Annotated in this window: 16 protein-coding genes and 1 pseudogene; all 17 read left to right on the top strand. The window is 47.8% G+C overall.

Annotation, left to right across the window (positions count from 1 at the left end):
• Nucleotides 1-10 precede the first annotated feature (10 nt).
• The 17 genes and pseudogenes from nuoL (at nt 11) to tsf (ending at nt 19,336) form a co-directional block, all read left to right on the top strand.
• The gene (gene nuoL, locus JCM23214_RS11190; RefSeq protein WP_025899017.1) at nt 11-1,945 is read left to right on the top strand and encodes an NADH-quinone oxidoreductase subunit L; all 1,935 of its coding nucleotides are present in this window, start codon (nt 11-13) and stop codon (nt 1,943-1,945) included.
• A complete protein-coding gene (locus tag JCM23214_RS20395) occupies nt 1,945-3,342 on the top strand; it encodes an NADH-quinone oxidoreductase subunit M (RefSeq protein ID WP_234397700.1) in 1,398 nt (465 codons plus the stop codon). Before nuoL ends, JCM23214_RS20395 begins: the two co-directional genes overlap by 1 nt.
• 133 nt (nt 3,343-3,475) lie before the next feature.
• Nucleotides 3,476-4,903 carry an NADH-quinone oxidoreductase subunit NuoN gene (gene nuoN, locus JCM23214_RS11180; protein WP_084264758.1) on the top strand — a complete coding sequence of 476 codons (1,428 nt, stop codon included), beginning with the start codon at nt 3,476-3,478 and terminating at the stop codon, nt 4,901-4,903.
• The gene (locus JCM23214_RS11175) at nt 4,900-5,667 is read left to right on the top strand and encodes a biotin--[acetyl-CoA-carboxylase] ligase (RefSeq protein WP_025899015.1); all 768 of its coding nucleotides are present in this window, start codon (nt 4,900-4,902) and stop codon (nt 5,665-5,667) included. Before nuoN ends, JCM23214_RS11175 begins: the two co-directional genes overlap by 4 nt.
• Nucleotides 5,668-5,717: 50 nt before the next feature.
• The gene (locus tag JCM23214_RS11170) at nt 5,718-6,485 is read left to right on the top strand and encodes a type III pantothenate kinase (protein ID WP_025899014.1); all 768 of its coding nucleotides are present in this window, start codon (nt 5,718-5,720) and stop codon (nt 6,483-6,485) included.
• Nucleotides 6,486-6,835: 350 nt separating this feature from the next.
• Nucleotides 6,836-7,111 (top strand): hypothetical protein, encoded by a 276-nt coding sequence (locus JCM23214_RS11165; RefSeq protein ID WP_025899013.1) that lies wholly within the window; start codon nt 6,836-6,838, stop codon nt 7,109-7,111.
• 85 nt (nt 7,112-7,196) lie between these two features.
• Nucleotides 7,197-8,657, top strand: a complete 1,461-nt coding sequence (locus tag JCM23214_RS20390) for a ribonuclease J (protein ID WP_199899529.1) — start codon at nt 7,197-7,199, stop codon at nt 8,655-8,657.
• Nucleotides 8,657-8,878: a hypothetical protein gene (locus tag JCM23214_RS24550; RefSeq protein WP_199899528.1), complete on the top strand. Its 222-nt coding sequence runs from the start codon at nt 8,657-8,659 to the stop codon at nt 8,876-8,878. Before JCM23214_RS20390 ends, JCM23214_RS24550 begins: the two co-directional genes overlap by 1 nt.
• 22 nt (nt 8,879-8,900) lie before the next feature.
• The gene (gene mce / locus JCM23214_RS11155) at nt 8,901-9,305 is read left to right on the top strand and encodes a methylmalonyl-CoA epimerase (protein ID WP_025899012.1); all 405 of its coding nucleotides are present in this window, start codon (nt 8,901-8,903) and stop codon (nt 9,303-9,305) included.
• A gap of 12 nt (nt 9,306-9,317) precedes the next feature.
• Nucleotides 9,318-9,572, top strand: coding sequence for a DUF1467 family protein (locus JCM23214_RS20385; RefSeq protein WP_025899011.1), 255 nt, complete (start codon nt 9,318-9,320; stop codon nt 9,570-9,572).
• Nucleotides 9,573-9,614: 42 nt separating this feature from the next.
• Nucleotides 9,615-10,061, top strand: coding sequence for a hypothetical protein (locus JCM23214_RS11145; RefSeq protein WP_148301848.1), 447 nt, complete (start codon nt 9,615-9,617; stop codon nt 10,059-10,061).
• Nucleotides 10,062-10,178: 117 nt separating this feature from the next.
• A complete protein-coding gene (gene proS, locus JCM23214_RS11140; RefSeq protein WP_025899009.1) occupies nt 10,179-11,492 on the top strand; it encodes a proline--tRNA ligase in 1,314 nt (437 codons plus the stop codon).
• 29 nt (nt 11,493-11,521) lie between these two features.
• Nucleotides 11,522-12,744 (top strand): annotated as a pseudogene (locus tag JCM23214_RS20380) (lipoprotein-releasing ABC transporter permease subunit).
• Nucleotides 12,737-13,414: an ABC transporter ATP-binding protein gene (locus tag JCM23214_RS11130; protein ID WP_025899008.1), complete on the top strand. Its 678-nt coding sequence runs from the start codon at nt 12,737-12,739 to the stop codon at nt 13,412-13,414. Before JCM23214_RS20380 ends, JCM23214_RS11130 begins: the two are co-directional and overlap by 8 nt.
• A gap of 414 nt (nt 13,415-13,828) precedes the next feature.
• Nucleotides 13,829-17,338, top strand: a complete 3,510-nt coding sequence (gene dnaE / locus JCM23214_RS11120) for a DNA polymerase III subunit alpha (RefSeq protein ID WP_051548135.1) — start codon at nt 13,829-13,831, stop codon at nt 17,336-17,338.
• Nucleotides 17,339-17,518: 180 nt separating this feature from the next.
• Nucleotides 17,519-18,328, top strand: a complete 810-nt coding sequence (gene rpsB / locus JCM23214_RS11115) for a 30S ribosomal protein S2 (RefSeq protein ID WP_037493257.1) — start codon at nt 17,519-17,521, stop codon at nt 18,326-18,328.
• Nucleotides 18,329-18,409: 81 nt separating this feature from the next.
• Complete coding sequence (tsf, locus tag JCM23214_RS11110) at nt 18,410-19,336, top strand: translation elongation factor Ts (RefSeq protein WP_025899005.1); 927 nt, start codon at nt 18,410-18,412, stop codon at nt 19,334-19,336.
• Nucleotides 19,337-19,470 lie beyond the last annotated feature (134 nt).

Here is a 19,470-nt window from a genome sequence, read left to right as displayed (position 1 = left end):
AAGGGTTATGATGTACGTCCTCATTGTATTTCTCCCACTTCTTGCAGCTCTGCTTGCAGGTCTTGGACAAAAGCAGTTAAAAGATCGTGGAAGTCAGATCGTCACATCTGGTGCTGTCTCCATCAGTGCGATCCTGTCATGGGTTGCCTTTTTCCAGGTCACCTTTGGTGGTCAGACTCAAACTGTTGAACTGCTGACATGGATTTCATCAGGAAGCTTCGAAGTTTCCTGGAGCTTGCGGATTGATAGTCTCACGGCTGTAATGCTGGTCGTTGTGAATACAGTCTCAGCATTGGTTCATATCTATTCAATCGGCTACATGTCACATGATCCCCATAAACCCAGATTTATGGCGTATCTGTCCCTGTTTACATTCGCAATGTTGATGCTGGTTACTTCTGACAACTTCCTGCAGATGTATTTTGGTTGGGAAGGCGTGGGGCTTGCCAGTTATCTTCTGATCGGCTTCTGGTTCAAAAAACCATCTGCAAATGCTGCATCGATCAAAGCTTTCGTTGTAAACCGGGTTGGTGACTTCGGATTTGCATTGGGGATCATGGCAATCTATCTGGTCTTTGACTCCATTTCCTTCGACACCGTTTTTGCGGCTGCAGGTGATCAGGTCGGGCAAACATTCGAATTTCTGGGATATGAGTTCGATATCCTGACAACAATCTGTCTGCTTCTGTTCTTGGGAGCTATGGGTAAATCAGCTCAGCTTGGTCTGCACACATGGTTGCCAGATGCGATGGAGGGCCCCACACCGGTATCCGCGCTTATTCATGCGGCTACAATGGTGACTGCGGGTGTCTTCATGGTGGCACGCTGTTCACCTATTTTCGAATTCTCTCCTACAGCCTTGGCTTTTGTCACTGTTATTGGTGCGTCAACAGCCCTGTTTGCGGCGACCGTCGGTCTGGTACAGAATGACATCAAACGGGTGATTGCTTATTCTACCTGCTCCCAGCTTGGATACATGTTCTTTGCAATTGGTGTTGGTGCCTATCCAATCGCTATTTTCCACCTGTTCACGCACGCCTTCTTTAAAGCCCTCTTGTTCCTTGGATCCGGCTCCGTAATTCATGCGGTCTCTGATGAACAGGATATGCGCAAAATGGGTGGTCTTTGGAAGCATATCAAAATCACCTATGTCATGATGGGTATCGGAACGCTTGCGCTAATAGGATTTCCGGGCCTTTCTGGGTTCTTTTCAAAAGATGCCATTATTGAAGCAGCTTATGCGTTCGGACCGGGCGTTGGTGAATATGCCTTCTGGTGCGGTGTCGGTGCGGCAGTCTTGACGTCTTTCTATAGCTGGCGTTTGGTCTTTATGACATTCCATGGGGAGCCACGCGCAGATGAGGAAGTCATGTCACATGTACATGAAAGCCCATTTGTCATGCTGTTCCCGCTATATGTGTTGGCAATCGGGGCGCTATTAGCGGGTGCTGTCTTTGCGCCATATTTCATTGGTGAGAACCATCAGGAATTTTGGAATGGTGCCATTTTCTTCCGTGAAGGAAATACCATCATGCAGGATTTCAAAAACTATCCTGCTTGGGTCTTCTGGATGCCTATGGGTGCGATGTTTATTGGGTTTGTCGTAGCTTGGAAGATGTATATTCGTCGTCCGGACATTCCTGTTCAACTGGCCAAAACACATTCTGCTTTGTACCAGTTCTTGCTCAATAAATGGTATTTCGACGAAATCTACGACTTCTTCTTTGTCCGCCCATCCAAATGGATCGGGTCTAAATTGTGGACAATTGGTGATGGAAAAATCATCGATGGTTTGGGGCCGAACGGTATTGCGGCGCGTGTCGTTGATATTGCCAAACGGGCTTCATTGTTACAAAGCGGGTATGTATACCACTATGCCTTTGTCATGCTGATAGGTGTCGCTATTTTTGTTTCCTTCTTCTTCCTCACTGGTGGGGGCCACTGATGCTTGATTGGAATATTCTTTCATATGTGACGTTCCTGCCGTTAGTCGGGGCTTTACTGATCCTTGTGACAGGCGGAAAAGAAGAAGTGGCAGCGCGTAATGCGAAACATGTCGCTCTTTGGACCACATTGGCGACCTTTGCATTTTCGCTGCTGATCTGGATCGGCTTTGACAATTCCCAGGCTGGTTTCCAATTTGTAGAGAAAACAGAATGGCTCGGTGGCGGTATCAATTACCACATGGGTGTTGATGGCATTTCCATGCTGTTCATCATTCTGACAACTTTCCTGATGCCACTTTGCATTTTGGCAAGCTGGAATGCGATTACAACGCGCGTTCGCGAATATATGATTGCCTTCCTGTTTATGGAAACATTGATGATCGGTGTGTTTTGCGCACTTGATATGGTTCTGTTCTATCTGTTCTTCGAAGCAGGACTTATCCCAATGTTTCTTATTATCGGGATCTGGGGTGGTGCGAACCGCGTCTATGCAAGCTTTAAATTCTTCCTCTACACTCTGATCGGATCGGTTTTGATGCTGGTCGCCATGATTACAATGTATAACATTGCGGGCACCACTGACATTCCAACTCTGATGCAGACAGAGTTTGACAGTAATCTTCAGCTTTGGTTATGGCTCGCGTTTTTCGCATCATTTGCTGTGAAGGTCCCCATGTGGCCGGTTCACACATGGCTTCCTGATGCTCACGTGCAGGCACCAACAGCAGGTTCTGTTATTCTTGCGGGTGTTCTGTTGAAAATGGGCGGATATGGTCTGTTACGTTTCTCGCTTCCCATGTTCCCGGAAGCCTCTGAATATTTCACACCGCTCGTCTTCGCCTTAAGTGTGATTGCAATTATCTACACTTCACTGGTTGCCTTGGTGCAAAAAGACATGAAAAAGCTGATTGCCTATTCATCTGTCGCGCATATGGGCTTTATTACCATAGGTATCTTTACATTCAGCCAGCAAGGTCTTGAAGGCAGTATCCTGCAAATGATCAGTCACGGTATCGTCTCCGGCGCTTTGTTCCTGTGTGTTGGCGTTGTTTATGACCGCCTGCACACCCGCGAGATTTCACGCTATGGTGGCCTTGTGCATAACATGCCTAAATATGCTGTGATTTTCATGTTCTTTACAATGGCGACAATCGGACTGCCCGGAACCAGTGGTTTCGTTGGTGAGTTTCTGATCCTGGTCGGCGCCTATCAGGTCAGCACCTGGACAGCGGCTCTTGCCACAACCGGTGTGATCCTTGGTGCAGCTACAGTCTTTGGCTATACAGGCGTGTGGTTTTCGGTGAGCTCGAGAAGGAAGACGTCAAAGCGATGCTCGATGTCAATAAAAGAGAAATCGCGATTTTCGTGCCTCTCATTCTCGTTGCCCTCTGGATAGGTGTTTATCCCGATCCATTCCTTGATGTCATGCATGCTTCTGTCACAAATCTGATGGAACAGCATCAGGCATCAATGGAATTGGTTAAATCTTCAATGCATGCGGCAAAATAGGTAGGTTTTGAAAAATGGTTATGCCTGAATTTTCAATCGCTTCAGCGGAAATTTTTCTCGCGATTGCCGCCATGGCACTGCTCATGTTCGGTGTCTACAAAAAGAAAGATGCCTTCGTCCCGGTATCGTGGCTTGCGGTAATTTCCCTGGTTGTAGCACTGATCCTTGTTCTGATGGGTGAGGGCGGCAGTCAGGTCACATTCTCCAACATCTTTATTGTGGACAGCTTTGCCGTCTTTATGAAGGTTCTTGCGCTAGGCGCATCGGCAATTGCAATCATCATGTGCATGGACTTCAATCTCCGCGAAAAGATGGATCGGTTTGAATTTCCCGTACTCATTGTGATTGCCACATTGGGTATGATGGTGATGATTTCCGCCAGCGACCTGATGAGCCTGTATCTGGGTATCGAGCTTATGAGCCTGTCGCTTTATGTGACAGCGGCTTTCCGCCGTGATAGCACCCGTGCAACTGAGGCTGGCCTGAAATATTTTGTGCTGGGCGCCCTTTCATCGGGCATGCTGCTGTATGGCTGTTCGCTGATCTACGGTTTTACCGGAACAACAAGTTTTGCTGGAATCGCCAATGCGGTTACCGGATCAGAAGCTGGCCTTGGCCTGCTTGTCGGAATTGTCTTCCTGATCGCAGGACTTGCCTTTAAGGTTTCTGCGGTTCCGTTCCACATGTGGACGCCTGATGTTTACGAAGGTGTTCCAACACCTGTGACGGCGTTCTTTGCAGCGGCGCCAAAAATTGCGGGTATGGCCTTGTTCATTAGGGCCTTCATTATGCCCTTTGGTGAGCTGGTGGATCAATGGCAACAGATTATTGTCTTTGTCTCCATCGCCTCTATGGGTCTTGGCGCATTTGCGGCTATTAACCAGAAAAATATCAAGCGATTGATGGCTTATTCCTCAATCGGTCATATCGGTTATGCACTTGTTGGCCTGGCCGCGGGTACCGAAGCAGGTGTGAGTGGTGTTCTGGTTTATTTGACCATTTATCTTGTCATGAATTTGGGAACTTTCGCAATCATCCTGTCCATGCGTCACAAGGATGGAATGGTTGAGGATATTTCCGAACTGGCGGGACTTGGGAAAAACCACCCCCTGATGGCCTTTGCGCTAATGATGTTCATGTTCTCGCTCGCAGGTATTCCGCCGCTGGCTGGTTTCTTTGGCAAGTTCTATGTGTTTGTTGCCGCGATCGATGCAGGATTGTATCCGCTGGCAATCATTGGCCTGCTTACATCAGTCGTTGGCGCCTTCTACTATATTCGTATTGTTAAAATCATGTATTTCGATGAAGCAAAAGAGGCCTTTGAGCCAATCACCAAACCGCTTCGGGTGATCATGATTGTCGCCACCATCTTCACTGTTTTCTTTGTGGCGTACCCAACGCCATTGACCGAAGAAGCTGGTGCAGCAGCAAGTATATTGTTCCAGTGATTATTTCAAATCAGGGCGACATTAATCTGTCGCCCTTTTTTACACTCTCTGCCTTTCAGACAATTGACAGCACCAATATCGAGGCAAGACGCCTTGCTGATCTGGGTGCGAATGAAGGGCAGCTCGTCTGGTCATTAAAGCAGGAAAATGGTGTTGGCAGGCGAGGGCGCGACTGGTCCAGTCCTGCTGGTAATCTGTATTGCTCGGTATTACTGAGGCCAAATGTGTCCGCTGTTGAGGGGGCCAAGCTTTCTTTTATGGTTGCGGTGGCCTTGTATGAGGCTATTACGCCTTGTCTTCCTCCTTCCTGCAGGGCCACACTAAAATGGCCCAATGACATTTTGCTCAACGGCAAGAAAACGGCTGGTATATTGCTGGAAAGTAAAAGCAATACCCATAATCGCGTCGATTGGCTAATAATTGGAACTGGCGTCAATATTGCCACATACCCTACAAAAACCGACGGTTTGCCGGCAACTTCCATCAAGAATGAAGGGGGGACAGCCAAGCTTGAAAGCGTATTGGAGAGATACTGCACCAATCTGCTGGATCTTTATGATAACTGGCGCGCCAGCGGTTTTAATTTTATACGGCATGAATGGCTTAAGCGGGCAGGCGGCATTGGCGATCCAGTGATTGTCAAACTCGCAAACGAAAGTTTCAATGGTATTTTTAAGGATCTGGATGAAAGCGGTGCTCTGGTCTTGACAATGCCCGATGGGTCCACAAGATTGGTGACTGCAGGAGAGGTGTTCTTTTCCTGACGCGAGTTTAAAAGAATAAAAATAAAGACAGATCTGAGTGGGGTGCGATTATGTTACTGGCAGTTGACGTTGGAAATACGAATATAACTTTTGCGGCCTTTTCTGGAAAAAGCCTGGTGAAGGAGTGGCGAATTGCAACCTCAGCTTCACGCACTGCCGAGGAATATGGTGTTTGGCTGACTCAGGCGATGGCCATCGATGATCTGAAAACCAGCGACATCAAGAACGTCATTATTGGGACTGTTGTACCGGGTGCGCTTTTTAACCTTGTCGGGTTATGTAAACGGTATTTCTCCTGTACTCCGCTGGTGATCGGTGATCCAGATGTAGATCTTGGTATGGTCCCACAAATTGATAACCCGAAAGAAGCAGGCGCTGACAGACTGGTTGATGCGGTTGCAGCCCATTCCAAATATGGCGGGCCTTTGATTGTCATTGATTTTGGAACAGCGACTACGCTTGATGTCGTCGATGCAGATGGAAATTATGCAGGTGGCATCATAGCACCGGGTGTAAATCTAAGCCTGGATGCGCTTCACGCTGCTGCAGCAAAATTACCCAGAATTGCGGTTGAAAGACCGGAACGGGTAATTGGTAAAAATACTGTCGCCTGTATGCAGTCTGGAATTTTCTGGGGTTATATTTCCATGATCGAAGGGTTAATCACCAGAATGAAGGTGGAATATGGATCCGACTTAAAAACAATTGCAACCGGCGGGCTTGCCAGTTTGTTTGCAAAAGGGACCGATAGTATTGATCATATTGACAAAGATCTTACATTAAGCGGCCTTGTTGAGATTTTTTATAAAAACACATAACTTAATAAAATCAAATGCTTGTGGTCTGATTTAAAAATCAGGTGCGTAAAATTTTGTGTTTTTCATCACTTTATATACAATTTTCAATGTTTTGTAATATATTTATTACTATAATATAATAGTGGAAGAATCTTTCAGAAGAACAGTACGTGGGTGGATATCATGTGGAAATCCTTAACCTCGAAAATTGAAAGATCGTTGGCGCAAGACTTTAGATACGAAATCTCTGACGAGGTGGCTTGTGTCTTCGTAAAGCATTATGGGTCGGTAACGCCCGCGGAAATCATCGCAAGGCAGGGCGTTATAATTGAAGATTCCCGCATAGGCCAAATCTTAATCGGCTCGTTGATATGCGTGGGTGCCGTTGCAATATTTCGGCTGAAGATATTGCTCAAATTGCAAGTACGCTGCACCGCCGGGTGGAGCGAATTGGCAGTTTCAGGCAGGCGATGCTACTTAACGATAATCTAGAGCACCGATCAATGCGTCTGTTAATCGCATCCATGAGTGATTTCTCTGTTACCTACAGGACATTTCTGGATACAGAGCAGGATTTGGAGCAAAAAGTGCGAGCCTGGCTGGGGCTTGCAGATGATTTTGAGTTTCCAGATTTCATCAAACCCTGATTACAGTGCCAGTTAAAACCGATAATGAACTTTCTTCTGGTGGTAATTACTGCTAGATGAATGGCTTATTATATAAAGGCACATCATGGATTTTAACGACAAACTGGTTTTTCTCCCCTTGGGTGGGAGCGGTGAAATTGGCATGAACCTCAACCTGTATTGCTGCAATGGCAAATGGTTGATGGTCGATTGCGGTATTTCCTTCGCTGATGATCGCGCGCCCGGTATTGATGTAATTGTCCCTGACGCTTCCTTTATTGCAGAAAGAAAAGACGATCTTTTGGGGCTTGTCATCACGCACGCTCACGAAGATCACGTGGGGGCTGTCGCACGGCTTTGGCCAGACTTTTTGTGTCCTGTATATTGCAGTCCGTTCACTTCCGAAATTCTGCATAACAAACTGACGGAAGAGGGGATTGCCGATCTGGTGGATGTGAATGTCATATCCCCGGGCAGTTCACTGGTTTTGGGTGATTTCAAGATGGATTTTATCGGTCTTACCCATTCCATTCCCGAAATGCAGGCACTGATGATCTCCACGCCATATGGCCGGGTGATGCATAGTGGTGACTGGAAACTGGATCCTGATCCCGTCATTGGTCCGGTTAGCGATATGGATCGTATGTCTGATATGGCTGACGGTGATGTCCTGGCGATGATATGTGACTCTACGAATGTCTTCAAGTCTGGTTTATCTGGATCAGAAGGTGATGTTCAGGACAGCCTTGATGAGTTGCTGGGGCGTATTAAAGAGGGGCGTGTGGCGGTTACCACGTTTGCGTCCAATATCGCCCGTGTCTGTACAATTGCCAAAATCGCTGAGCGCCATGACCGGCATGTTGTGCTGGTTGGCAGATCCCTTCATAAGATGACGGAAGCTGCTAAAAAGTCCGGTTATCTCTCTGATCTCCCTCAGTTTTTAACTGAAAAGGATTATGGATATCTGCCGCGTGAAAAAGTACTCCTTCTGTGTACTGGCAGTCAGGGGGAGCCCAGAGGGGCCATGGCTCGTATCGCGAGCGGAAACCATCCCCAAGTGTCGCTCAGCGCAGGCGATACGGTGATTTTTTCATCTAAAGTTATTCCGGGAAATGAGAAAACCCTTTATGCATTGCATAACGAGCTGAGTGAGCAGAATATCAATGTGATCACGGAAGCGGATGAGTTCGTGCATGTATCCGGTCATCCTGCGCGCGATGAGCTGGAAAAAATGTATGAGACTGTGAAACCGCAAATTGCGGTACCTGTGCATGGGGAAGCCCGTCATCTGGCAGAGCATTGTGAACTGGCGCTTTCTTTGGGAGTAAAACATGCTGTCGCCATTAATAATGGTGATGTTTTACAATTGGCACCGGATGGGCCGAATATTATCGGCACAGTTCCCTCTGGACGGTTTGCCGTGGATGCAGGTGGCCTTACGGCACTTGATGGTGAATTTCTGTCGACCCGGCGCAAGCTCGTATTTAATGGAGCTGCCAGCGCACTTCTGGTGTTGATGAGAAAGGGCGTATCAGCGAAGATCCGGTTGTCCGTCTGCGCGGTGTAGTGGAAGAGGCAAACTTTCCTAAATTGCACGAAGAAATAAAAGACGCCATCATCCGCTCTCATTACGAATTATCCCGCTCGGAGCGTTTGCGAGATGACGCTGTCGAAACCGCAGCAAGTCAAGCAATTCGGCGTTTTTTTAGAAAGTTATCTGGTCGCAGGCCAATTACCGATGTATATGTAGTTCGCATAGACGATGAAGAAGCCCCGCAAGAGGGTTGAAGTTAGAGAAAAGGATAAGTTGATGATTGGTCGCTTAAATCATGTTGCAATTGCAGTCCCGGATCTGGAGGCTGCTTCCAAAACCTACCGGGATGTTTTGGGGGCAACAGTTCGCGCGCCTCAGGATGAGCCTGATCATGGTGTAACAGTCGTATTTGTCGAATTGGACAATACTAAAATTGAACTGCTCCACCCTTTGGGTGAAAATTCTCCTATTGCCGGATTTCTGGAGAAGAACAAAAGCGGCGGAATTCATCACATCTGTTATGAAGTGGATGATATTCTGGCTGCGCGGGACAAACTTGTCAGTGAAGGTGCCCGGATATTGGGAAGCGGGGAGCCAAAAATTGGCGCACATGGTAAGCCGGTCCTCTTTTTGCACCCCAAGGATTTTGACGGAACACTTGTGGAACTTGAACAAGTATAAATAGGTATTTGAATGAATATTGTCACTGGTTTTGTTGTCTTCAGTATTACCTGGTTTATTGTCCTCTTTACGGTGCTGCCTTGGGGGGTGAAAACGCAGGATGAAGACGGAGATGTAGTGCCCGGAACGACAGAAAGTGCACCGGTAAATCCGGCAATCTGGAAGAAGTTTCTCGCAACGACTATCGTGACCAGTATTCTGTTTGGAATGTTCTGGGCCAGCATAGAATATGATCTGGTGGATTACCGGTCTTTAATCGCGCAATAGCAGGCAAAGCATAATACCGCTGGTGCAGGAAGGGAGGGACGAGTGAGCAATTACAGGATACCTCTGGCAGTTACTGCGATTACCAGCATTATGCAACTGGGCTCATTGGATTTTGCCCGTGCTGAGACTGTTCGCATCGAGGTGGATGAGAAAAGCTGCAGACAGGTTCATCGTCATCTGGCACGCAATGACGTCACGTATAAACCTGGTGTTGATGTCAGAGGCAATAAAGTTGTCCCTGCTGACATTGAGGGAAGCCAACTGAAACTCGCTGATACAATCATTCTGGACCTCTCACTGCCGCTATCCGATCTTTTTTCGGACGACAATCCACCCCCGGAAAAGCTGCAAAATGCCGAAGTTGCAGTTGGAAAGCTGGAATATCAGATTTCAAGTGGCCGGCTAACATTTAACGGGCAGGAACTCTCCACAGAGGCCTTGGTCGAAGTGGGTGATAAATGTTATGAGGTTTATTCGCAGGAAGATTAAGGCTTTCACCATGGATAGTCCTTGCAATCTTTCCATTTCAATATAAAAAACTGGAAAATACTTTCTTTTAGGCTCACATGTGCCGACAGATAAATTTATAACCTGACTGAGGATTTCATGCGTCTTTCCCGATATTTTATGCCAACCCTCAAGGAAGATCCGAAAGAGGCCCAGATTGCGTCTCACCGCCTGATGCTACGTTCTGGTATGATCCAGCAATCATCTGCGGGTATTTATTCTTGGTTGCCACTAGGGCACAGGGTTCTTAAAAAGATCGAACAGATCGTTCGTGAAGAACAGGACAAGGCGGGTGCCATTGAAATTTTGATGCCAACGATCCAGTCGGCAGATTTGTGGCGTGAATCCAATCGATACGATGATTATGGCAAGGAAATGCTTCGCATCGAAGATCGGCATGGCAGGGATATGCTGTATGGTCCCACTAACGAGGAACTTGTAACAGACATTTTTCGCTCTCATGTGAAAAGTTACAAGGATTTGCCCTTGAACCTCTATCATATTCAGTGGAAATTCCGTGATGAAGTTCGCCCCAGATTTGGGGTTATGCGCGGCCGCGAATTCTTGATGAAAGACGCCTATTCGTTCGATCTGGATTATGAAGGTGCGAAAATTGCCTATAATCGGATGTTTGTGGCCTATTTGAAGACATATGCTCGCATGGGTCTCAAAGCCATTCCGTTGCGTGCCGATACTGGCCCGATTGGCGGTGATCTTTCGCATGAATTTATTATTCTTGCAGATACCGGGGAGAGCGAAGTCTTCTATCACAAGGATATCCTGTCACTGGAAACACCAGAAGATAAAGACTACTCAGCCGATGAATTGCAGGCGATCGTAGATAAATGGACAGGATATTATGCCGCTGCGGATGAGATGCATGATCCGGATAACTGTCCCATTGCCAAAGAGGATCTTGTCAGCCGCAGAGGAATTGAGGTTGGGCATATTTTCCATTTTGGCCAGAAATATTCCGAACCATTCGGTGCCTCGGTCGCAGGGCCAGATGGCAAGGAAACACTTGTTTCCATGGGCTCTTACGGAATTGGTGTGTCACGATTGGCCGGCGGTATTATCGAAGCTTGCCATGATGAAAACGGGATTATCTGGCCAGAGGCTGTAGCTCCCTTCAAGGTCGGGCTTATTAATCTTAAATCTGGTGATGATGCCTGTGATGCAGCCTGCGAAGATTTCTATGGCAAGCTGCAAAATGCGGGTGTCGAAGTTCTCTATGATGACACGCGTGAGCGGGCAGGCGGTAAGTTCGCAACAATGGACCTGATTGGACTGCCTTGGCAGGTGACGGTTGGGCCGCGTGGTCTTAAAAATGGCGTTTTTGAAGTCAAAAATCGGGCCAGCGGAGAAAAAGAAGAACTCTCGGCAGAAGCGGCGTTGCAGAAATTGGTGGGCTGATACAGGTGTTTTCCAGATTTGAATGGACTATGGCGCTACGATATTTGCGCGCCCGTCGACAGGAAGGATTTATTTCTGTCATTGCTCTTTTTTCATTTCTGGGAATTGGTCTTGGCGTTGCCACACTGATTATTGTTATGTCAGTCATGAACGGTTTTCGGGCTGAATTGCTAGATCGAATTCTTGGCATGAACGGTCATTATGAAATCAAGGCTCCGCAGAACCAGCCCTTAACTGATTACCAACCGTAATTGACAGTCTTATGAATGTTGACGGAGTGGTCCGTGTCTCTCCGCTTATTCAAGGGCAGGTGATGGCAGCGGCAGGCTCCAACGCAAGTGGAGCTCTCGTTCGGGGAATGGCATCCGATGAACTCGATAAGCTGACTGTCCTGTCACAGAATATTGTTGATGGAAACCGGGAAGGGTTTGAGGAAGGCCGCAGTGTTCTTGTCGGCTATAGATTGGCTCAGTCTTTGGGCTTGCGAAGTGGAGACCGTATCAAGCTGATCTCGCCAAAAACCACTTCGACAGTGGTTGGGGCGCTCCCTCGTGTGAAAACCTATGTCATTGCGGGACTGTTCAATACAGGAATGTATGAATATGACAGTGGGTATATTTATATGTCTTTGCAGGCGGCGCAAAAGTATTTCAAATTGGGTGAAGGTGTTACAGCACTAGAGATTTTCGCAACAGATCCAGATCGTGCTTTGGCCATCCGCCAGCAGATTATCAATGCTGTTCCAATTCGGGCATTCATTTATGACTGGCAGCAGTCAAGGGCGTCGTTTTTTAATGCCCTCGAAGTCGAGAGAAATGTGATGTTTCTAATTTTGACGCTGATCATTCTGGTGGCTGCATTTAACATTATTTCAAGTCTGATAATGCTCGTGAAAGACAAGGGGCGCGATGTCGCAATCCTGAGAACGATGGGGGCAACCCGCGGTATGATCATGCGGGTTTTCTTTATCGCCGGCGCCAGCATTGGTGTTGTGGGCACATTGTTTGGCTTTATCTTGGGGTTGGGATTCTGCGCCAATATTGACCGGATCAAAAATGCCATTGAGGGGCTCACAGGCGCTGAATTATTTTCGGCGGAAATTTACTTCCTGTCGAACCTGCCGGCAAAGGTAGATCCATCCGAAGTCACCGCGGTTGTTATCATGGCGCTTGTCATTTCTCTGGCGGCGACAATTTACCCATCCTGGCGAGCTGCAAGGCTCGATCCGATTGAGGCGCTCCGGTATGAGTGATATCGTTCTAAGTTTGGAAAATGTCGGTCGCGTGTTCGAGCAAGGGTCGCAACCTCTGGAAATTCTTAAAAATGTGAATTTGCAAATTAAAGCTGGGGAAGTAGTCGCGCTTCTTGGGCAGTCCGGTGCTGGTAAATCCACTCTGCTACAGATCGCCGGACTACTTGAACCACCCAGTTCCGGAAAGGTTATTGTAAATTCCGTTGACTGCACTGGATCAAGTGATCGCAAGCGGACTGAAATGAGGCGGGATGAAATTGGCTTTGTGTATCAATTTCATCATCTGCTGCCGGAGTTTTCGGCTCTGGAAAATGTGATGATGCCAAATCTGATTTCAGGTATTTCCAGAAAGCAGGCACAAGAAAAGGCAACTATATTACTGGATATGATGGGATTGTCACATCGCGTCACCCATCGACCTGCGAAACTGTCTGGTGGGGAGCAGCAACGCGTTGCCATTGCTAGGGCACTTGCCAATGATCCGTCTTTGTTGTTGGCCGATGAGCCGACAGGAAATCTGGACGAACAGACATCAGATCTAGTGTTTGAAAATTTTGTATCCTCGCTCAAATCCCGAAATGTTGCTGCGCTTGTCGCAACGCATAATACCGAACTGGCCGCTCGGATGGATCGGATCGTGCAGGTGAGGGATCACCAACTAATTCAGTAAGATGATTCTTGCAACGCCTTGCGATTCGGTGCGTTGATTCGATATTTATTCCAATAAAATCCAGATTACACTTTTTGTGTGATTTTTAAATATCTGAAAAACAAGTCATATTTTAAATGTTCTCTTTTTGTTTGACTGTGGAACAAAAAGAGAACATAAAGTATCTCCAACATGACGGAGGATCAAAATGACTGGAAAAAACATCATTAAAAGTGGTTTTGAGTTGCTTGTGTTCTCAGGGGTTCTTGCAACCATGGTTTTCTGGGCCGAGATTGTGCATAGCTTCACCGGTTGACTGATATGGGCCTGGGCGCTGCTGCCGGGTTGAAATCCGGCCGGCGCCAGAAGTTATCCACAAGAAAATGTCAAAAGGAATATTGTCAAGGCCTGATCTTTGAATAGGGATGTGGTGTAATGGGAAGGGTAAAGTTTGTTTATGAGGAAACTGCCTTGTCCCATGCCGGATTTGTTCATTTGCGTGTGCATAGCGCCTATTCACTCTCTGAAGGGGCGATCCCTGTAAAGGATCTGGTCTCTTTATGTGCTGAATACCGAATGCCTGCGGTTGCCATTACCGATACCAGCAACATGTTTGGCAGTCTGGAATTTTCTCTCTCAGCCCCTTCAAAAGGTGTGCAGCCTATTATGGGATGTCAGATTGCCATTTCAAATGATGGCGAGGTTGAGCGAAACGGGCGTCGACCAGATCCGGATCCTGTTGTTCTGCTCGCTCAGAATGAAACCGGCTATTATAATCTTCTCAAATTGACCTCTCATGCATTTTTGAAAACCGAAGCAGGTGAGATTGCGCAGGTTCCTTTCGAAATTCTGAAAAATCACTCTGGCGGGCTGATCTGTTTGACCGGCGGGGCCGAGGGACCAATCGGTAAGCGGATACTTGCTGAAAAGCCTGAAGAGGCGAAAGAGTGCCTGAAACAGCTAAAGCAGACCTTTCCTGAACGGCTGTATATGGAAATTCAGCGGCATGATCTGGAGCAGGAAAAACTGACAGAGCCACATTTTCTGGATTTTGCTTACGAGCTGGATATTCCGCTTGTTGCCACCAATGAATGTTTCTTTCCCAAGCGGGAGATGTATGAAGCCCATGATGCACTTCTTTGTATCGCAGCGGGCAAATATGTCGGGGATATGGATAGACCCAGACGCACACCAGAGCATTATTTTAAAACGGCTGACGAAATGCAGCAGTTGTTCTCTGATGTCCCGGAAGCAATTGACAATACGCTCGTTATTGCAAAGCGCTGCGCTTTTACGTCTCCTACGCGGGATCCTATTTTGCCGGCATTTGGGGATGGGCAAGGACTGGCTGAGTCAGACCAACTGGCCAATCTGGCTAAAGACGGGCTTGAGAAACGACTGCGCGAAGAAGTCTTTAACGATGACATGGATGACGCCGAGCGGGAAAAAAAGGCCGCAGAATATCGGGACCGCCTTGATTTTGAAATCGGCATCATCAACCAAATGGGCTTTCCCGGCTATTTCCTGATCGTCTCGGATTTTATTCAATGGTCGAAAGAGCATAATATTCCGGTGGGGCCGGGACGTGGCTCTGGTGCCGGTTCTGTAGTGGCATGGGCGCTTACCATTACTGATCTGGACCCGCTCCGGTTCGGTTTGCTGTTTGAAAGGTTTTTGAACCCTGAACGTGTGAGCATGCCCGACTTCGATATCGACTTCTGTCAGGATAAGCGCGAGCGTGTTATTCGCTATGTTCAGAATAAATATGGCCATGATCAGGTCGCCCAGATCATTACATTTGGAAAGTTGCAAGCGAAAGCTGCCATTCGCGATGTCGGCCGTGTATTGCAGATGCCTTACGGGCAGGTGGATCGTATAAGCAAGCTCATTCCGTCCAATCCGGCGAACCCGATGAGCTTGCAAGAAGCGCTCGACAGTGAGGTTCCCTTGCGCGAAGCCCAGCGAAACGATCCTGAAGTTGCCAGATTGATCGAAATTGCCCTGCAGTTGGAAGGCTTGTATCGCCATGCCTCCACACATGCTGCGGGTGTCGTGATCGGTGACCGGGAACTGGATGAGCTGGTACCGCTTTATCGAGACCCCAAATCGGATATGCCGGTTACTCAATATTCCATGAAATATGTGGAGACGGCCGGCCTTGTGAAGTTCGACTTTCTGGGACTTAAGACTTTAACTGTTCTGGATCGGGCAAAGGACCTGATCGCCAAAAGAGGCATTCAGATCGACTTTCCGAAAATTCCGCTTGATGATCCTGCGACTTTTGAGTTGTTGTCGCGAGGGGATACGGTTGGCGTCTTCCAGCTTGAAAGTTCGGGCATGCGGGACATGTTGCGCAAAATGCGCCCAGACGCATTTGAGGATATTATCGCGATCGTGGCGCTTTATCGTCCGGGCCCAATGGAGAATATTCCGCGGTATATTCGCTGTAAGCATGGAGAGGAAGAGCCTGATCTGCTTCATGAGAAACTCCACGATATTCTGGAAGAGACTTATGGCGTAATTATCTATCAGGAACAGGTGATGGAGATTGCCAAGGTTCTTGCTGGATATAGTCTGGGTGAAGCCGACTTGCTGCGGCGCGCCATGGGTAAAAAGATCAAGGAAGAAATGGACAAGCAACGGGCGCGTTTCTGCGAAGGAGCGGAAGCGCAAGGAGTTGATCCCAAAGACGCCAGTCATATTTTTGATCTTGTTGCGAAATTTGCCAGTTACGGATTTAACAAATCCCATGCTGCTGCCTATGCGCTTGTCTCATACCATACAGCCTATTTAAAAGCGAATTACCCGGTGGAATTCATGGCTGCCTCCATGAGCCTTGACATCAATAATACCGATAAACTGAATATTTTCCGTCAGGATCTGGAACGGATGCAAATTCCGTTGGAGCCACCGTGCATCAACAGATCTCAGGTTGAGTTCGATGTGGAATTTGACAATGATAAAGGCGCTGTTCGTTATGCACTTGCCGCAATTAAAAATGTGGGACGGGATGCGATGGCCGGAATTGTACAGGAACGCAGTGAAAATGGTCCGTTTAAGAATATTGCGGATTTTGCATCTCGCCTTAATCCCAAATTTCTCAACAAACGACAGGCGGAGAACCTTACACGTGCAGGGGCTTTCGATGTCCTGAGCGATGATCGTGCACAGGTTTTCGCCTCTCTTGAGAATATTCTGCGTCACGCTCAAACCATGGAAGAAGAACGTGGCTCCGGCCAGGTCAACTTGTTTGGAGGGGCGGATAGCAGCGCTGCCGTTGCACCGGTTATGGTGAAAGCTCAACGCTGGACATCGATGGAGCAGTTGAAGCAGGAATTTGACGCCATTGGCTTTTATCTGTCCGGCCATCCGCTCGATGCCTATGCAAAGACGCTCGATAAAGCGGGTGTTCGCAGCTCAGCGTCCTTTCTTGCTGGACTGAGTGCGGCTGACACGGCGGCCAAGCTTGCTGGTACCGTTATGGGCAAGCGTCAGATAAAGACGAAAAAAGGCAAAGCGCTCGCTTTCGTGCAGCTATCCGATGCAAGTGGCGCATTTGAAGTGACAATGTTTGAAGAAACATTGATGCAATGCCGGGAAATTCTGGAAGTAGGGGCCTCCCTTGTAGTCAGCGTGACTGGCCATCTGGATGTGGAAAATGAACAGCCACGTGTGACTGCACAATCCGTGCAACGTCTTGAAAGTGTGGCTGCGCAAACAGGTGACGGTGTGCGCATTTTTATGGAAAATGAGGGACCGCTTGAGCAAATCGCCGGAATTTTGGAAAAAGGTGGTCCTGGCCGGGGGAGAGTTGCTTTTGTTGTCAATCTTGAAGATGAGCAACGCGAAGTGGAACTTGATCTGGCCAATACCTATTCGATCTCGCCTGAAATTCGACAGGCTTTGAAATATGTACAAGGCGTTCAGGACGTGCATGACATCTGATTTGCCGGGAAATCAGGAAAAAGTTTATTTTTAGCTTGCATCCGGATGCGTTCGGCGTTAGTTACGCGCTTGTAAATTCACACGTGGGTTCGGGTGTCGTTGTGTTGACAATACCCATCCGGTGTCTGCTCGTCAGGCCACACCCCACGGAGGTTCAACCGGAAAAGGAGTTATAGCAGGATGTCACTGCCAACCTTTACTATGCGTCAGCTTCTGGAAGCTGGTGTACATTTTGGCCACCAGGCCCGTCGTTGGAACCCTAAAATGGGTCCATATATTTTCGGCAAACGCAACAATATCCACATCATTGACCTGCAGCAGACTGTACCAATGCTTCACCATGCATTGAAAGCTGTGAGCGACACTGTCTCTGGTGGTGGTCGTGTTCTGTTTGTTGGCACAAAACGTCAGGCATCCGAAGTGGTTGCTGACACAGCCAAGCAATGTGCTCAGTTCTACGTGAACCATCGCTGGCTCGGCGGTATGCTGACAAACTGGAAAACAGTTTCTGAATCCATCAAACGTCTTCGTGAAGCAGAAGAAACTCTTGCTTCAGACGACATGGGTCTGACCAAGAAAGAAGTCCTGAAACTGACACGTGAGCGTGACAAGCTTGAATTGGCGCTTGGCGGTATTAAGGATATGGGCGGTCTTCCAAACATTATTGTTGTGATCGATACCAACAAAGAAGAACTCGCTGTTAAAGAAGCAAACAAACTCGGCATTCCGGTTGTTGCAATTCTCGACAGTAACTCTGATCCTGATGGAATTGATTTCCCAATTCCAGGTAACGATGATGCCCTGCGTGCGATCAACCTTTACTGTGATCTGTTCAAGCAGGCCGTTCTTGACGGTATTTCACAGGAAATGGCAGATCAGGGCGCGGATCTTGGTGCCGCTGCAGAACCTGTGCTGGAAGAAGAGCTTCCTGCGGCTGAAGAAGTTGCCGCTCAGGATGCACCAGCAGAAGAAGCTGCTGCCAGCGAATAATTTGAAAAATTGCTGTCACATGTCTTTCACAGGCATGTGACATGCTTGTTTTATAACATTCTAAAGACGTGAGGATAGGCTATGCCTGCAATTACAGCTTCATTGGTCAAGGAACTCCGTGAAAAGTCCGGCGCGGGCATGATGGATTGTAAAAAAGCCCTGACTGAAACAGACGGTGATTTGGACGCTGCCGTTGATTGGCTTCGGACAAAAGGTCTGGCAACTGCTTCTAAAAAATCAGGTCGTGTCGCCGCAGAAGGTCTTGTTGCTGTGACAGCAACTGGAAACAAAGGTGCACTGGTTGAGGTAAACGCCGAAACTGACTTTGTTGGACGTAACGAAGAATTCCAGAAACTTGTATCCGGAATTGCCACTGTATCCGCAGACGTTAATGGTGACGTTGATGCGATCAAAGCAGCAACTTTCCCAGGTTCTGAAAAGACTGTAGAAGAAACACTGACAAATGCGATTGCCACAATCGGTGAGAACATGAACTTGCGCCGGGCTGCATGCCTGGAAGTCGAGAAAGGTGTTGTTGCTTCTTATGTACATAATTCAGTGACAGACGGTCTGGGTAAAATTGGTATTCTGGTCGCGCTCGAAAGTGAAGGCGATGCAGCTCGTCTGGAAACACTGGGTAAGCAGATTGCAATGCACATTGCGGCTACCAGCCCGGAGTCTATTAGTGTGGAAGATCTCGATCCTGAACTTGTAGAGCGTGAGCGCACTGTTCTGTCTGAGCAGGCTCGCGAGTCTGGCAAACCAGAAGAGATCATTGCTAAAATGGTCGAAGGCCGTATCAACAAATTCTATCAGGAAGTCGTTTTGCTGAAGCAGACTTTTGTCGTTGATGGAGAAAATACAGTTGAAAAAGCTATTGACCTCGTTGCCAAGGAAATTGGTAGCCCGATCAAACTGACTGCAATGGCTCGTTTCGCAGTTGGTGAAGGCATTGAAAAAGAAGAATCGGATTTTGCAGCAGAAGTTGCGGCAGCGGTAAGCGGCTAAAAAGTCTGAATTTGGAAAATACAGAAGGCGGCTCATAATTGAGGCCGCCTTCTTTTTTATGAGGGATGTGCGATGGCTTTTCAATTTCAGTCATTCATGTATGCTGTCATCCCGACAATGACCAAACCAACTTG

Source organism: Sneathiella glossodoripedis JCM 23214 (assembly GCF_000616095.1).
GTDB lineage: Bacteria > Pseudomonadota > Alphaproteobacteria > Sneathiellales > Sneathiellaceae > Sneathiella > Sneathiella glossodoripedis.
Note: the sequence above shows the minus strand (reverse complement) of the source record. Positions and strands in the feature narration are given on the sequence as shown.

Bases quoted from the DNA above. Each gene is read 5' to 3' on its own strand.
- nuoL (WP_025899017.1), top strand. From the start codon at position 11: ATGTACGTCCTCATTGTATTTCTCCCACTTCTTGCAGCTCTGCTTGCA.
- JCM23214_RS20390 (WP_199899529.1), top strand. From the start codon at position 7,197: ATGGATTTTAACGACAAACTGGTTTTTCTCCCCTTGGGTGGGAGCGGT.
- JCM23214_RS20395 (WP_234397700.1), top strand. From the start codon at position 1,945: ATGCTTGATTGGAATATTCTTTCATATGTGACGTTCCTGCCGTTAGTC.
- proS (WP_025899009.1), top strand. From the start codon at position 10,179: ATGCGTCTTTCCCGATATTTTATGCCAACCCTCAAGGAAGATCCGAAA.
- dnaE (WP_051548135.1), top strand. From the start codon at position 13,829: ATGGGAAGGGTAAAGTTTGTTTATGAGGAAACTGCCTTGTCCCATGCC.
- JCM23214_RS11165 (WP_025899013.1), top strand. From the start codon at position 6,836: ATGCGTGGGTGCCGTTGCAATATTTCGGCTGAAGATATTGCTCAAATT.
- JCM23214_RS11170 (WP_025899014.1), top strand. From the start codon at position 5,718: ATGTTACTGGCAGTTGACGTTGGAAATACGAATATAACTTTTGCGGCC.
- JCM23214_RS20385 (WP_025899011.1), top strand. From the start codon at position 9,318: ATGAATATTGTCACTGGTTTTGTTGTCTTCAGTATTACCTGGTTTATT.
- JCM23214_RS11130 (WP_025899008.1), top strand. From the start codon at position 12,737: ATGAGTGATATCGTTCTAAGTTTGGAAAATGTCGGTCGCGTGTTCGAG.
- mce (WP_025899012.1), top strand. From the start codon at position 8,901: ATGATTGGTCGCTTAAATCATGTTGCAATTGCAGTCCCGGATCTGGAG.
- nuoN (WP_084264758.1), top strand. From the start codon at position 3,476: ATGCCTGAATTTTCAATCGCTTCAGCGGAAATTTTTCTCGCGATTGCC.
- tsf (WP_025899005.1), top strand. From the start codon at position 18,410: ATGCCTGCAATTACAGCTTCATTGGTCAAGGAACTCCGTGAAAAGTCC.
- rpsB (WP_037493257.1), top strand. From the start codon at position 17,519: ATGTCACTGCCAACCTTTACTATGCGTCAGCTTCTGGAAGCTGGTGTA.